At 38.4% G+C, this 13,895-nt stretch carries 12 protein-coding genes; 1 reads left to right on the forward strand and 11 read right to left on the reverse strand.

Annotated features, from left to right (window positions below):
- Nucleotides 1–419 precede the first annotated feature (419 nt).
- The 4 genes from BVC88_RS11490 to BVC88_RS11505 all read right to left on the reverse strand — a co-directional run bounded on the left by BVC88_RS11490 (nt 420) and on the right by BVC88_RS11505 (nt 4,515).
- Complete coding sequence (locus tag BVC88_RS11490) at nt 420–1,361, reverse strand: tetratricopeptide repeat protein (protein ID WP_075350954.1); 942 nt, start codon at nt 1,359–1,361, stop codon at nt 420–422.
- A gap of 40 nt (nt 1,362–1,401) precedes the next feature.
- Nucleotides 1,402–2,703 carry an alpha/beta hydrolase family protein gene (locus BVC88_RS11495; protein WP_075350825.1) on the reverse strand — a complete coding sequence of 434 codons (1,302 nt, stop codon included), beginning with the start codon at nt 2,701–2,703 and terminating at the stop codon, nt 1,402–1,404.
- Between the two features lie 171 nt (nt 2,704–2,874).
- Nucleotides 2,875–3,777, reverse strand: a complete 903-nt coding sequence (locus BVC88_RS11500; protein WP_075350826.1) for an NAD-dependent epimerase/dehydratase family protein — start codon at nt 3,775–3,777, stop codon at nt 2,875–2,877.
- 102 nt (nt 3,778–3,879) lie between these two features.
- Nucleotides 3,880–4,515 carry an MOSC domain-containing protein gene (locus BVC88_RS11505; protein WP_075350827.1) on the reverse strand — a complete coding sequence of 212 codons (636 nt, stop codon included), beginning with the start codon at nt 4,513–4,515 and terminating at the stop codon, nt 3,880–3,882.
- Between the two features lie 258 nt (nt 4,516–4,773).
- On the opposite strand from BVC88_RS11505, the gene BVC88_RS11510 reads away from it, so the two are divergent.
- Nucleotides 4,774–6,987: a carbohydrate binding family 9 domain-containing protein gene (locus BVC88_RS11510; RefSeq protein ID WP_075350828.1), complete on the forward strand. Its 2,214-nt coding sequence runs from the start codon at nt 4,774–4,776 to the stop codon at nt 6,985–6,987.
- Nucleotides 6,988–7,131: 144 nt separating this feature from the next.
- Here the strand turns inward: BVC88_RS11510 and BVC88_RS11515 are convergent, their stop codons facing one another.
- The 7 genes from BVC88_RS11515 to BVC88_RS11545 form a co-directional block, all read right to left on the reverse strand.
- Nucleotides 7,132–7,698 (reverse strand): class I SAM-dependent methyltransferase, encoded by a 567-nt coding sequence (locus BVC88_RS11515; protein WP_075350829.1) that lies wholly within the window; start codon nt 7,696–7,698, stop codon nt 7,132–7,134.
- 434 nt (nt 7,699–8,132) lie between these two features.
- On the reverse strand, nt 8,133–8,843 hold the full coding sequence (locus BVC88_RS11520; RefSeq protein ID WP_075350830.1) for a DUF6090 family protein: 711 nt from the start codon (nt 8,841–8,843) through the stop codon (nt 8,133–8,135).
- A gap of 329 nt (nt 8,844–9,172) precedes the next feature.
- Nucleotides 9,173–10,003, reverse strand: coding sequence for an alpha/beta hydrolase (locus BVC88_RS11525; protein WP_075350831.1), 831 nt, complete (start codon nt 10,001–10,003; stop codon nt 9,173–9,175).
- A gap of 191 nt (nt 10,004–10,194) precedes the next feature.
- A complete protein-coding gene (locus BVC88_RS11530; RefSeq protein ID WP_075350832.1) occupies nt 10,195–11,448 on the reverse strand; it encodes an alpha/beta hydrolase-fold protein in 1,254 nt (417 codons plus the stop codon).
- Nucleotides 11,449–11,604: 156 nt separating this feature from the next.
- Nucleotides 11,605–12,366 carry a DUF6090 family protein gene (locus tag BVC88_RS11535; protein WP_139316562.1) on the reverse strand — a complete coding sequence of 254 codons (762 nt, stop codon included), beginning with the start codon at nt 12,364–12,366 and terminating at the stop codon, nt 11,605–11,607.
- Nucleotides 12,367–12,576: 210 nt separating this feature from the next.
- The gene (locus BVC88_RS11540; protein WP_075350834.1) at nt 12,577–12,972 is read right to left on the reverse strand and encodes a hypothetical protein; all 396 of its coding nucleotides are present in this window, start codon (nt 12,970–12,972) and stop codon (nt 12,577–12,579) included.
- Between the two features lie 698 nt (nt 12,973–13,670).
- Nucleotides 13,671–13,889, reverse strand: coding sequence for a hypothetical protein (locus tag BVC88_RS11545; RefSeq protein ID WP_075350835.1), 219 nt, complete (start codon nt 13,887–13,889; stop codon nt 13,671–13,673).
- Nucleotides 13,890–13,895: the final 6 nt, after the last annotated feature.

Raw genomic sequence — 13,895 nt, forward strand, 5'->3', positions numbered from 1 at the left:
CAAGCTACAAAAGAAAATATTGTGAATAACCACAAAATAGAATGCCTGTAATAAACTGATTTTTAAACTTACTACTCCTCAATCCATTCCAATCAAAGAGTAAGGCAGAACAGTTTTTTGAATTGAAACATTAATATAAAGTAAATAAAGCATGGTTCCTATGGCCAAAAATCACCCAGGCCCCACAACAGAAACCGCTCATAGAATCAGTAATCTCAGTTGATTCTTACTTTCAAATCAGAATCAATTCTCAATTAAATTTGATGAAATCTTCAATATTTAAAGACTAATTGGAGTATTCATTAACTAGAAAAAAATAAGGAGAATAGGGATTTAATGGGTTCGGTTGTATAGCCTATACTTTTAAGGATTATGTAAATTTGATGGAACTTACTAGAATGACAGCTTGGCATTTCTCCTTACTTTTTTGAAAAATATTGAATCAAATCACTCTCTGCGGCAAGGTATCCAAAGGAAGAAAAGGCTTTCTCCTCCACAAGTTCCTGCATCAATTGCTTGGCTCGGAGTGTATCTCCATGATACAAATACCAATTGGCTACTCCGTAGCTAACCGCATCATTGGAAGGATTGCCGGGACCTTCCTGGGTGAGGGAGTCCACCGGAACCCAACCTTTGTAAAGATGACAAAGATCTGCATAGCTCTGGTTTTCGATCACAGTAGAATCTCGGTTGATCGGAGCTAAAAGAGAATCCGCTTTTGTGGGATTACCCAGACGCTGCTGGATCATATACAACCAATGCGTAGCAGACACAATATTATCATAGTGATTTCCACTTTCACGACAGCGGAGGTAGGCAGTATAGGCCTTTTCATAGTCATGAGTGAGGTAATAAGCTAACCCCAAGTGGTACCAGATATTACCATGAAGCGTGCTAACTGGGATATTCTGAGCATTAGGCATGCCGTCTGGTTCGATCTCATTTTCAGTTCCTTCAATAAGACTTACAGCTTGTTCAAAATCGGCAATCGCTCGATCATATTCCCGTAAACTAATGTAGCGATGTCCTCGATGCCGGTATAGCCGAGGTTCATTTGGAAACTTCTCAATGCCTTTGGTATAAATTGCAATGGCTTCTTGATACTGTCCGAGATAGGCCGTCCTTCGTCCATACCAAATGAGCGCATCCACATCTTCTGGGTTTGCTTCGAAAGTTGCTTTCGCCTCTTCATATTTCGCCAAAGTATTCTCGCTTGGAATCGGAATGATGAAAGTCTTTCCTAGCGGAGTAGTGAAAATGCTATCTCTTTGAAATTCGACTTCCATTTCCGTGGAGCTATTTTGCTTACAGGAAAAAGTGAGAAAAGATACAAGAAGGAGGATTGGAAGGTAGGTTCGCATCGGATAATGGTTGATTGATTTTGGAAAGCTTCTATTTTCTCTACTTAGCTGATTGATAGTCCAGCTCCAAACCAATGGAGGTTCGCGGCTTAAATCCCGGCCAAACTTTCTTTTTAGCCTCATCAGAAAGGTATAAATAGGATTTGTAATCTTCCTTCCCTTTGAGATGAATCCCAAGAAAAGCAGTGACAAAGTGTTGATTGATGTTATTAATTCTACGCATATCCCAAACCGAATCTGCATATCTTAGGTATTCATCAATCGGTCTACCTGCTTCCAAAGCTGCTGCAGGAGGAGGGTTTGGAGCTGTATTATGCCGCGCATCAATGTAAGTCAGTAAGAAACGCTCTGAATTAACTGCTCCTTCATAGATAGCTTTGGTACCATCCTCATAGCCTGAGATATCATCCTTGCTCCCCGCTATAAACAGAGAAGGGATTTTAATTCCGGCGAGTCCTTCCGCATTCCATACTCCCCGCTGCATTCCCCATGGCGCAAAAGCAACCACGACCTTGATCCGAGGATCAATTGAAGCCTGAAATTCAGGATTTCCGATAGTTCGCTTTTCGAGTGCCTTACTCCCACTGGTCATCGATCCAAAAAGCTGGGAAGCCTGTGGGCTGTATCCTGCTCCTACCACGTTGATGGCACCGTAACCTCCCATTGAATACCCAATTATGGCGGAATTGTCAGTATCAACAACGCCATTTAAAAAGGAATCGCTCTGTTTTGATATTCTTGCGATTTCATTCAGCACAAAGAGATCGTCCAAAGATCGATTAAGCAGGGTACTTTGAAATCCCGCAGCATCTCTGAAGGTAGCCTCCGTATGATCTATTGCTACTACGACATATCCTTTGGAAGCCAAATTCTCTGTCAAATAAGTCATCAAGTAGCGGGAACCCGTGTAGCCATGAGATACAATCACGAGTGGAAATGAACCTGCAGAAGTTATAGGTTTTGCATTTCGGGTGGCGCGACCTAGGAAAGTGAAAGGAACGATTGGTCTGGTAGGCGAACCGTTTTGCCCCATCACTTCGTCGTAAGAGATCAGGTCAGTTGCCACAGCAATGGCTGGATACCACACCTCAATCTTCAACGGTCTATTGTAAAGCGAGTCGCCTCCCTTCCCATAATTGAGAATATCGAGTTGATTTTCGTGGATCAAGTCCAAAGTCTGCACTCCCACTGCATACTCCCCTCTTGCCGCTAATTCTGGTGCGTCGGGTAACATGTCCCCGTAGACAAAGGGCTTGGCTGCTGACTGCGCAAAGGTTGAATTGAGCGAAATCGCAAAAATGAAAAAACTTAGTAATCCTTGAAATAGATATTTTTTGGTCATTTTGATACAATTTGAATAGTGGATGATTTACTAACTCTGGCGAAATAACTTAAGACTCAATCTTGAAGATAAGCATTACTAAAACTAAGAAAGACCCATCGAAATGGATTAAAATTTTTCCGCTTATTTTTTCGAATTCAGCATTAAAAGAAAAAAATCAAGAAGTAAAAATCACTCCCCCTTCACATACTTTCTCCAATTATGCTGCTCTTTGAAGCCTAAGACCTCTTTTATTTTCCGATTGGAAAATAAGGCTTCATGCTCGCCTAGTTCACGGGTAATCGGAACTCCCGGAAAAAAGCGTTCAGCCAATTCCTTGCTTGGAATAATTGCTCCGTTGTGATCGTTTCCCGCATTGAAAACCTGATAACCCAAACCATCTTTTTTCAGACATAAATCTACGATTTGGCCCAAATCACGCGCATCGATGTAACAGAAAGCATTCCTACGGCGAACTTCAGGATTCTTGAAATAATGGGGAAACAACTCTTGGTATTCATGAGGCTCAATCACATTTCCAATCCGAAGGGCGTAAATATCAACCCCCGAGCGTCGCTGAAAACTTCTAGCAGTTTTTTCATTGACCACTTTTGATAACCCATAGCTATCCATTGGATCCACATCGTATTCTTCTTCCAGTGGAAGCGAATGAGGATTGGTTTGACCATCTGAGAAGCAAATCCCATAAGTAGTCTCCGAGGAGGCAATGATGATCTTCTTGATCCCAAGTTTGACCGCTGCCTCGATCACATTGTAGGTTCCAATGGTATTTACGCGAAAAGTTTCATTATCCGGATTGATCAAAATTCTTGCTACAGCAGCAAAATGTACCACAGCATCGAATTTTGGAACACCAGTTCCTGGTTCCAGTTCCCCAAAGTTGGCATATGAACTCATGGCATTAAACATCTGGCCAGAATCCGTGATGTCGGCAATAAGATTATCTACCCCAGGATAATCCAGAGGTTTTAAGTCCACATTCATCACCCGGTGACCTTGTTCGATTAGATAGGGAATGACATGCTTCCCTGCTTTTCCTGAGCCGCCTGTAAATAGTATTCGCATCTTTTTCATGGGGGGGTTGGGTATGGTGAGGATTTTAAAACTTGGGTTTAAAAGCAGAATTTAGGATAAAACTATAAAAAATGAGCTTTCGGGGAAATGAAACAATCCTTTCTATTTCAGAAAAGATTCAAACCAAATTCGCTTTTTAGGAGGGATAGCTTTACTATTTGCAGCAATTCTCACCAATTCAAGGTCTTTTTCTTTGGCATGGACCAGTTGAAATAGATCGGCAACTGTCATGCTTTTTTCGGGGCGTTCAACCAGTTTAAATTCATCACCGACTGTGACATAACCTTCCTCCAGAATACTCAGATAGGTGCCTCCGAAACCATGTTGGATAAATTGCTTGATCACTTGTTGAGTCCCAAATTTATGGCCCAGTTTGTAGCAAGGTTCTCGGTACTGGGACACTTGCACCAAGGCCTCTCCCACTTGATAGATATCTTCCAGAAAAACCTTTGTTTCATCAAATCCTGCGACAGTTAGATTTTCACCAAACATTCCCCAGCTCCAGTCGAGGTCAGGGTATTCGTTTTTCCAATAGGGATACTGCTCAGCCGAAAAAACATAACAGGCCTTGTAATAACCTCCATGATTCAAACGATTGGAGATTTCATCGGTCAAGACATCGTTTTTCGTCAGGAAAAGGGCTTGGTCAGTAGGCAATTTGTAAATCCCTGTCTTTTCCTCTTTTCCATTCCAAATAAAAGTCGTCGGCTTGCCAATATTGGTAGAGATTATTTTCATTTCTGGGAGATTATTTTTTTTAAAAATAGCTTCGGATTCTAATTTATCAAATTAGTAGTATCGAAGGCCAGTGGTCTTACAAGATCTCCAAACCAGCAGGATATCTAACGTTTTATCCTTGAAAAATGTCGCTTAAATAAAATAATAACCTAATTCAAACTTGTTTTAGACCACTGAGTTTAAAGCGAACACCAACCAATAGGAACCGCTGAAATAAATTTTGTTCAGAGGCTAATCCGATTCGAATAGTTTTACACCATGTTTAGAAAGGCACTCTTCCTTTTGGGACTTGTATTTTGCACTACTGCTGTAATTGGCCAAGACCTTCTATTTAAGAAAATAAATACCCCCATTCGAATCGATGGAGAGATTGACGAAATATGGGCTGAAGCGGATTCTGCCTATGATTGGATGCAGTACTTCCCCTATGATTCCTCTTTGGCAGTAAACCAGTCAGTGGCAAAAGTGCTATATGATGATAAAAATGTTTACATCCTGGGAGTGATGTACAGTGCTTCAGAAGACCGTGAATATGTCACTCCTTCACTCAGAAGAGATTTTAGAGGAGCTGCAAATGATAACTTTACAGTCATCTTGGATACCTTCCAAGACAGAACTAATGCCTTTACTTTTGGTATTAACCCTTTTGGAGTTCGAAGAGAGGGCTTGGTGTCCAATGGAGGAAGTGGTGAAAGTTCATTGAGCCTAGACTGGGATAATGTCTGGAAAGGCGAAGCTAAGATTTATAAAGGGTACTGGGTAGCTGAAATTGCCATTCCCTTAAACTCCCTGAGATTTAATGAGGGCCAGAAAAACTGGAATATCAATTTCTACAGAATTGACAGTGAATATGCTGAAAGATCCACATGGGCACCTATTCAGCGAAATTTCACCCTATTTAATCTAGCTTCGCTAAGAGAGGCCGAGTGGGAAGAACCGACCAAAAGAAGTGGTAAAAACATATCCTTCATTCCATTTTTAGCAGGCAACTATAATCAGGATTTTGATGAGGGGCTAAATGCCCAAAAAGGCCTAAATGCTGGTTTTGATTTAAAGTATGGAATCACCCCAGGCCTGAATCTAGACCTTACCGTAAACCCTGATTTTTCTCAAGTAGAGGTAGATCAACAAGTCACAAATCTAGATCGATTTGAGATTTTCTTTCCGGAGCGTAGACAGTTCTTTTTAGAAAATGCAGATCTATTTGCCAATTATGGTCAGCGAGGAAACACGCCCTTTTTCAGTAGAAGAATAGGTGTATCACGCGACGAAAGTACCGGGCAGAATATTGAATCTGCTATACCCCTGGGGCTACGACTCAGTGGAAAAGTCAATGACAATCTTCGGGTGGGTGTCTTGAGTATGCAAGTAGCGGATGACCAGTCGGCTAGTTTGCCTTCATACAATTATTCCATGGTTTCACTTCAGCAAAAAGTCTTTGCCAGATCGAATATTTCTGCTTTCCTGGTCAATAAGCAGACCTTTGAAAGTCCAAAAGAATACAGCGATAGCCTTTACAACGAGTGGGACAGAACCTTTGGAGCAGAATATAATCTGGCTTCTGCGGACAATAAAATAACCGGGAAGTTTTTCTACCATCAAAATATCAATCAAGCAAAGGTGGATAGTGCCTTCACAACGGGCATGGATTTGCAGTACAGCGTACCTGAATGGTCACTCAATATGCGCGCGCAAGTAATCGGTGCGAATTATGCCCCGGAAGTTGGCTTTGTCCGAAGAAGGGATATTCAGCAACTAGCAATGACTTATCGTAGAAGTTTCTTCCCTTCATCTGGAGGAATCCAACGGCATGGTCCAGGTTTGGATTTCGATATTCTGGGAAATGACACCTACGGTATGCTTGACTGGGATGCAAATATCCTCTATGATATCACTTGGCGTTCTTCAGCTCAATTTTCAATGCGATTACGTAGGCAATACACCTATCTTTTCAACGGTTTTGACCCCAGTGGCACTGATGGAGTTCCCCTTCCTGCTAATACCGAATACACTACTAATCTGATAATAGCCCGATATCAGTCTGATGAGCGGAAGAAATTATCGTATGAGCTAAGTACGCGATCAGGAGAATATTTTAATGGCATGCGCTGGAATCTCGAAGGAAGTATTCAGTGGCGCTATCAGCCATTGGGTTTTACAAGCATCGATTTTGCATACAATGGCATCAGATTGCCAGCTCCCTATAATGACGCAAACCTTTTCCTGATCGGCCCAAGATTTGACTTTACCTTCAGCAAATCACTCTTTTGGACAACCTTTGTCCAATACAATAGTCAAATCGATAACGTAAATATCAATTCGCGTTTACAGTGGAGATTCGCACCTGTTTCGGATATTTTTCTGGTTTACACGGATAATTACCTAGCGGAAAGTCAGGAAGGCTTTATTCAATTCGGTGGCTCAAAATCTCGAGCAATAGTCTTTAAGATGACCTACTGGCTAAATTTGTAGTATGCTCCTTACGGTCTGAAGCTATTCACCTTTGCAGGCTAGAAAGCTTTGTTGTCTGGCAAAAAATAATGCTTTTGGCAAATGGTATATTATACTCAGTGTCCAGCCTAGGATTGTGTTTGGCGTTGAGTGTAATTAGTATTTTTATTTTTCAACTATAATCATTCTATAGTCCGTCTCTGACTTGTGTCCACTTTCTTTATCCTCAAAAGTGTATTTGAATTTTTTATCATCAAGCCTTTTAAGTTGCTTTTCAACGTCAATTGCTTGATTGAGAAATTGAACTTTGTCACCTGTGTCCTGTATACAAACGACAAGCAAACTCCCATTTTTGATTTGCGAGATGATTTTTTGAATTAGTCCAATTTCCTTGTCACGATCTTTTTTGGCAAAGTGAAACATACTGTCCAATAGGATAATATCGAATTCGCTAAATCTGTCAAAAGCATAAATGTCACCAACTTGTCCAACCAAATTTAAGTTTTCATCTTGTCCGACTTGGTTCATTTGATCAATCCCGACTTTTGAGTTATCAATCCCTGTCACGGAATACCCCATTCTGGCAAGTGGAATTGCGTCCCTCCCCTGTCCACAACCTAAGTCGATTACTTTTCCTTTTTTAGAGTAGTCAGCAAAAAAAGCTATTAATTCTGGATAAGGTTTTCCGAATAAATCTTCCGTCTGATAGTACTTGTCGTAGGCAATTGACATTCTGGTTATTTTTGAAGAACAAGGGTTAATCTATGAAAATAGGCAGTTATTAGGAAGTGAACTTTCGATTAATCGCAAAGTTCGATGACAAAAAGTAAAATTGAGTTTCTCATTTTTGAATTGTTCAAACGACAGAGAAAAGTCACCTCTTTAGGCAGTTAAGTGGCCAGCTTTGACTTTGTAGGAAGGCACTTGGTAAATAGAAATATACCTGTGGAATCTCTGGTATATATTGGAAAAACTATTGCTCGTAAGCATGATCGTACTTTTGTTATTATTTTATATGTATATCCGCTTTTCTGCCAATAAATAGCTAAAAGCAATAAAAGAAGGGGTTAAAGCTAGCATCGATGCTGCTTCTGACACCGGTCTTCGGTCTTCTAGCCAAATGAGCAAAGAATTTTAGGTTACTGGCAAGATTGTGGATAATCATATTATTTTAATTCTTCATCAATCAATTCTAAAATTTCTAAATTATTTATTCTGATACCTTTTAGTTCTTGTATATAATTATAGGAATAAGAGAGCAGTCGTCCCGTGTATATGGCAAAGAGCGGATCTTTAAATAAACCATAGAAATCATATGTGAAGTTACCCCTGTTATCATTTAAAATGTTTTTATTTAATTCTCCAGCCTTCAAATAATTATCTAATAATCTTAGATAGGGGTCTTTAGCAAAATCTCGGACACTTTCGATTTCTTCATAGGAATCTAAAACCAAGTCTTCCCAACTAAACAACAATTCTATTAAGCGCTCATTTTTAATTAAATGTATATCTCCTGACGATACGGCAGAACGCAAGGCCCCATTAATAGGGTTGTAACTATATCCATATCCACCATGGTTAAGGCTAGTTTTTAAAACAGTATTGTCTTTGATATAATCTATAGAATCGATAAGATCTTTTGATTCCCTAAATTTCTTTAAGCTTTGTTCTTGGTAGTAATATACAGTGTCTAACCTTGTTAGGTTAGCTTCAAACTCAGCTTTTAAGGCTAATAATACTTTCTGTTTTTGTTTGGTGTTTATACTGTCGTTTCTCCATTCATTCAATTGAATGGCTATTAAAATTCCAATAACGACAAGTATAATTTCACCAATGGCATAAATCAGATATTTACTGAATTTGTTTTCAGTCAGCATTTTTTGACGGATTTTTCTAAAAAATTTTATCTGATTATCCGCTTCTTTGCCAATAGTGCAAGAATGCCTCGACTTCGCTCGGCCACCGGGTTTCAGGTTATTAAAGGGAGGGGAGGAAAATGCGGCCCAGCCGCATTTTCCTCCCCTCCCTTAAAAACAAAAACTAACGGACACCGAGCGAAGTCGAGGTGAAACTTAATAAAATTTGGCTACTGGCAGAATTGCGGATATACATAAAATTTTAGCATTGATTATTGGTTGGAACAGATACCTAACTTAATCCATTTTTTCTGATCACCCAGCAAAAAGTCAGTTCTTGCAGCCTGTTGTTATTTTTTTTCAGCTTTAAATATTTTTTCGAACGCGTTATATACAGCACTGTGCAAAGCGTCTCCATGTGTTTTGTCTTCCAAAAATTCGTAAAACAATTGCTTGTTCTCCTTTTGATTATTCGATAGTTTATCAAACAGTTCCTTGGCAGTTCGTTCCATTATTTCGCCTTCTTTTCCTCCAGCTACATAGATCGATTTATTTGAATCAGAGGAAGCCGATTGTGCTCCCAGTAGTTTTTCATCATCCCACCACAAGCTAGGGCTCACAATGATATAATTATCAAATAATTCTGGCTTTTTAAATAGAATTTCTGTGGCTAAGAGGCCGCCTAAGGATTGACCAATAATGGTTTTGACCTCAGTGGTTCTAAACGTTGAATCAATAAATGGCTGTAACTCCTGCTGTAAAAAGGCTATGAAATTTTCGGATTTTCCTGAAGTAGGAAATTCGCTTTGGTCAAGTTCATTTTGGGAAGGATAGGTAAAGTCTCTTACCCTATCCACATTTCCAATTCCAACCACTATGGATTCCGGGATCATATTAATCCAAGAAAAAGAACCAAACTGAACTATCCCGGAAATGTGAATAAAGTCTTCATCCTTAGAACCATCAAGTAAATAAATCACAGGATAGTTTTTGCTGCTATCCTCTGAATAGGTCAAGGGCAAATAAATATTTAAGTCCCTTGCTTCCCCCAATACAATAGATTCAATTTTAATGGATTTACCTATTGTAAACTCAGTTTCACTAACTATCTCCGGCAGTGTTTGACCAATGGAAATACAACTGATCAATAACAGGGATATGGATAGTATCTTTTGTTTCATTCGATGCTTTTCTCATATTAGGTAATGGTTTGGAGCTTTGCTATAAAGCACCATTCGGAGGACATCGCTTTTAATATACCATTCCGAAAGCATTTGGAATTGATTCGAGTTAAGATGTTCAATTAACCACTTCAACAGCTGTTGAGCCAAACGCATTTTGCACGAAAACCCAGTTGTTAGTCACTGCCTTTTTATTTTTTTAATGCTTTAGATATCCTATCAATTTTTTCTTGAGAATAGTCATTATCGCCTAATTCCAGTGCTTTTCTATAGAACTCTACTGCTTTCAGGGAGTCTCCAACAGCCAGGTAACAATCTCCTCTTGAATCGTAGACATTATCACTAGTTGGAAAATTGGCAATATTAAGATCGAATAAGTTAGCTGCCTGATCAAACTTTTTGTCCTGCAGGTAGCGGTTCCCAAGTCTATTAATCAACGACTCATCAGGCTTGTTTTCGTATCCCATTTTTTGTGATACGTTTTCATAGTGGGATTTCACCATTTCCAAAGCCTCATCGGTGGAGAATAATTCTGTATACAGTATCTCATACCTCACCTTGAAATCATACCAATCAAATAAAAATCGTAAGCCATCATATTCTGTAATCAGTGGAATACTAAAATGATTTTCTTCTGGGTAGTATTTCCATTCAAAATTTAATCCATTGTCCTTCTTTTCTAATGATTTTGAAAATTTCAATACGGATCGAATGTGTGTTGAAGTTCCTAAGGTATCCTCTTCAACAGTAGCATAGTCTTGCCCGCCAATCATCGTATTTGCGATACCTACAAAAAGTCCCTTATTAGAATAATCATTCACTGATAACAGGGTGTCTACAGTTTCCATATAGGCCATATTATCCCACCAAAAACTTGGATCAATTGCCAAATAATTGTTGAAAAGATGGCTTCTGGTGGTGAGGGCATGTATCACACTAAGTCCCCCAAATGAATGTCCCACATACGTTCGATAAGAGCTTGTTGGATAGGTGCTGTCAACATAGGGAATCAACTCATCCTCGATAAAATCAAGAAAAGCAGTACCTCCACCACTGTCATATTCAAGTTTATTTCCGGTGCGATAATCAATATCAACTTTAGTAGGTATTAAATCGCGACTTCTATTTGTATTTAGAATAGCAATAACAATCATTTCCGGAAGAACCTTTGAATTGGTACTCAATTGTTTCATCAAACCGGTTACTGTATTAAAATTTCCGTCACCATCCAGTACATATAAGACAGGATACTTTTTGCCTTCCTGATAGTTCACGGGTAGATGTACCAATATTTTTCTGGTTTCTCCAAGAATATCAGATTGGAGTGAGTCAATGTGGCCAATTGTGATTTGATTGTCATTACTTAATGCTGAGCCAGTTTTGTTTGCCTGATCACATCCAATAGCCATGAAGGCTATAATTAAAAGTATAAAAGTATTTTTCATATTACGTTGATTTGTTGCCGCTAACGGTTTGGCGCTTGGCCAAGGTGGGAATTATTAGGTAAAATGTTTATAGAAAAAACAGATGTTTGATAAACCACAAAAATGTCGTGCGAGAGATGAAACTCCTGCCTGGGAATAGCTACTGTTGTCCTTTAGTTATTTGTTTAATTCATTATTGACTATAGTTATTGTTGAGTCAGCACTTATAATTAAGTCATTCATGTTTTTTATCGAAGTTTTTAATGTGGTTGCTTTCCAACTATGATAGGCTTCAAGTTGGAGAAAAATCTTAGGAATATTAGCTCGAATATTCAATTCTTCAGATAGTTCTGGTTGACTATCAATTCTCTTGCGATAATAAGAATATCCTGACATGGTAATTTGCCCAATCATATCAATCATTGTAGCGGCGTTTGTATTATTACCACTAATCAGCTCTTTTTGAAAATCTAAATAATTTGTTAGGCTATTATTGATGTTTTGAGGAAATAAACTGATATCTCCAGTGCTAATAAGTGTCTTGATTGTATTTGTTTTAAAGAATAAATTTATTCCTCCTATCTGAAGCTGACTTATATTTTCTAAACTTGTCTCTAGATTTAATGCTCCTTTTTGAAATTCTTTTTCATACTCTGCATATTTTTTCAAGATAGCTTCAAAATTGTCAATTCTATTTTTACAATAATCCTTATCAGTTTTTAAATCTACTAGAAGCTGACGATAATAAATTTTCCTTTTTTCTTCTGTTTTTCTATTTTCATTCCAATTATTAATGCTCAAAGCAATTAATATCCCAATGACAACAAGTACAATTTCACCAATTGCGTATTTAAAATACCTGCCTGTCTGGCTGGAAGACTTGCTGGTTTTTGCTTCCGAAAGCAATCTCTGTCTAATTATTCTAAAGAATTTTATCATTAATTAGTGATTTATTACACTGGTCTAGTGTATGAGCAGTGGCCGATTAAAAAGAACTTCAGTTTCAGTTTGGCTCTGACTTTTATTTAATGCATTGACCTTTGTTTTAGCACTGAACCCGCTGTTTATTATACACTTATGGGCTGGTTTTCTTCTTATTTTTTTTGGTTTTGCTTCAATTCTGTACAAAATAAACTCAAGACAAGAAGATTAATTTCTACCAATAATCTTTTTAGTACCCTGAGCAAGGTAAGCACCAATTATTGCAGGAACAGAATATACGGCATAAAAAATGAATTCAATTGGGAGCATATTGTGCGATGATGGATCAACAATCATTTCAAATATTGCCATTATTGGGAAAAGGGCCATCGTTGATAAACCAATTTTCCAACTGGATAACTTACTCAATAATTTCACACCAAAACCGCTTAAGAACAACAGGCCAAAACTCCAACTTGAAATCCCTTCAATTCCGGTTCTAATCAAGGGAAACAATGGAGAATCATACTGTCTTAAATCAGGTAGAAAAAATGTTGGAAGCACTATAGAAATAACACCTAAAATTGAGGCTAGCAAGTAAATCCAAATAACGTTTTTTTTCATGTGTTTATAATTTGATTATTAATGGCCACATGGAATCTTCGCAATACTTTCCCGATAATTATCGGGACATCCCAGTGTGTGACTTTTTAGTCATGCTCGATTTCATGTGTTTATAATTTGATTTTTAAAGGCCATATAGCCTACCCCGTCCCGATACATATCGGGATTGTTTCGGGGGAACCTTCGCATCTATTTTAATCATACCTCTGTGTGTGACTTTTTAGTCATGCTCGATTTCATAATGTAATTATTATTTCTTACTAATCTTGCTTTTCAGTATCACCCCGTTTTTTTAAAATGGTCTCTAGACTCCATTTGTAATACTAAGTTTTTATAAAAGTTCTCTCTAACTGTTTAGAAGTGTCATAAAAGAATTCGACGGCACTCTTGTCTATGTCATTTCGTTGTTTCCTTTTATAAACTTGCGCACGGCAGTCTCGGCTATGCATAGTGCGGGGTTAAAACGCACTCCACTTTCGGATTAGCACTATGTTTATTTATATTCAATATATTCAAATTTAGCACTTTAGCCCGCATTACGCTTATACATTGTTGTGTGCTGCCCTTTTTTCTTTCCGTCTGTTTTTCAGTCATTTCCTTTCGGTTTGTCGTGCGTTGGCTTGGTGGCTCTTTTGCAAAACTTGGCTTTAGCGTGGGCTTGTGCGGTTTTGCAAATGTGCCTCCAAATGCGTTGGCAATTATTTGTCTTTATTAAGTTTTAAATGCTGTCTAACTTCTTTAATTCCAATTGTCCAACGTAAGTCAGAATGTCCCATTTCATCAAGTTGAACAACAAGCTGTTTTTCTTTCTCATACTTGTGAATCACTTTCCAATAAAGGCCGTGATTGCTTTGCGAAGGTTTTGAGTCGAAATAAACTTCATCACCTACATTGATATCTTCTATTTTGTATTCCATAGAATC

Origin of the sequence: Algoriphagus marinus (genome assembly GCF_001936475.1) — a bacterium.
GTDB lineage: Bacteria > Bacteroidota > Bacteroidia > Cytophagales > Cyclobacteriaceae > Algoriphagus > Algoriphagus marinus.

Bases quoted from the DNA above. Each gene is read 5' to 3' on its own strand.
- BVC88_RS11495 (WP_075350825.1), bottom strand. From the start codon at position 2,703: ATGACCAAAAAATATCTATTTCAAGGATTACTAAGTTTTTTCATTTTT.
- BVC88_RS11520 (WP_075350830.1), bottom strand. From the start codon at position 8,843: ATGCTGACTGAAAACAAATTCAGTAAATATCTGATTTATGCCATTGGT.
- BVC88_RS11510 (WP_075350828.1), top strand. From the start codon at position 4,774: ATGTTTAGAAAGGCACTCTTCCTTTTGGGACTTGTATTTTGCACTACT.
- BVC88_RS11535 (WP_139316562.1), bottom strand. From the start codon at position 12,366: ATGATAAAATTCTTTAGAATAATTAGACAGAGATTGCTTTCGGAAGCA.
- BVC88_RS11530 (WP_075350832.1), bottom strand. From the start codon at position 11,448: ATGAAAAATACTTTTATACTTTTAATTATAGCCTTCATGGCTATTGGA.
- BVC88_RS11500 (WP_075350826.1), bottom strand. From the start codon at position 3,777: ATGAAAAAGATGCGAATACTATTTACAGGCGGCTCAGGAAAAGCAGGG.
- BVC88_RS11505 (WP_075350827.1), bottom strand. From the start codon at position 4,515: ATGAAAATAATCTCTACCAATATTGGCAAGCCGACGACTTTTATTTGG.
- BVC88_RS11490 (WP_075350954.1), bottom strand. From the start codon at position 1,361: ATGCGAACCTACCTTCCAATCCTCCTTCTTGTATCTTTTCTCACTTTT.
- BVC88_RS11515 (WP_075350829.1), bottom strand. From the start codon at position 7,698: ATGTCAATTGCCTACGACAAGTACTATCAGACGGAAGATTTATTCGGA.
- BVC88_RS11545 (WP_075350835.1), bottom strand. From the start codon at position 13,889: ATGGAATACAAAATAGAAGATATCAATGTAGGTGATGAAGTTTATTTC.
- BVC88_RS11540 (WP_075350834.1), bottom strand. From the start codon at position 12,972: ATGAAAAAAAACGTTATTTGGATTTACTTGCTAGCCTCAATTTTAGGT.
- BVC88_RS11525 (WP_075350831.1), bottom strand. From the start codon at position 10,003: ATGAAACAAAAGATACTATCCATATCCCTGTTATTGATCAGTTGTATT.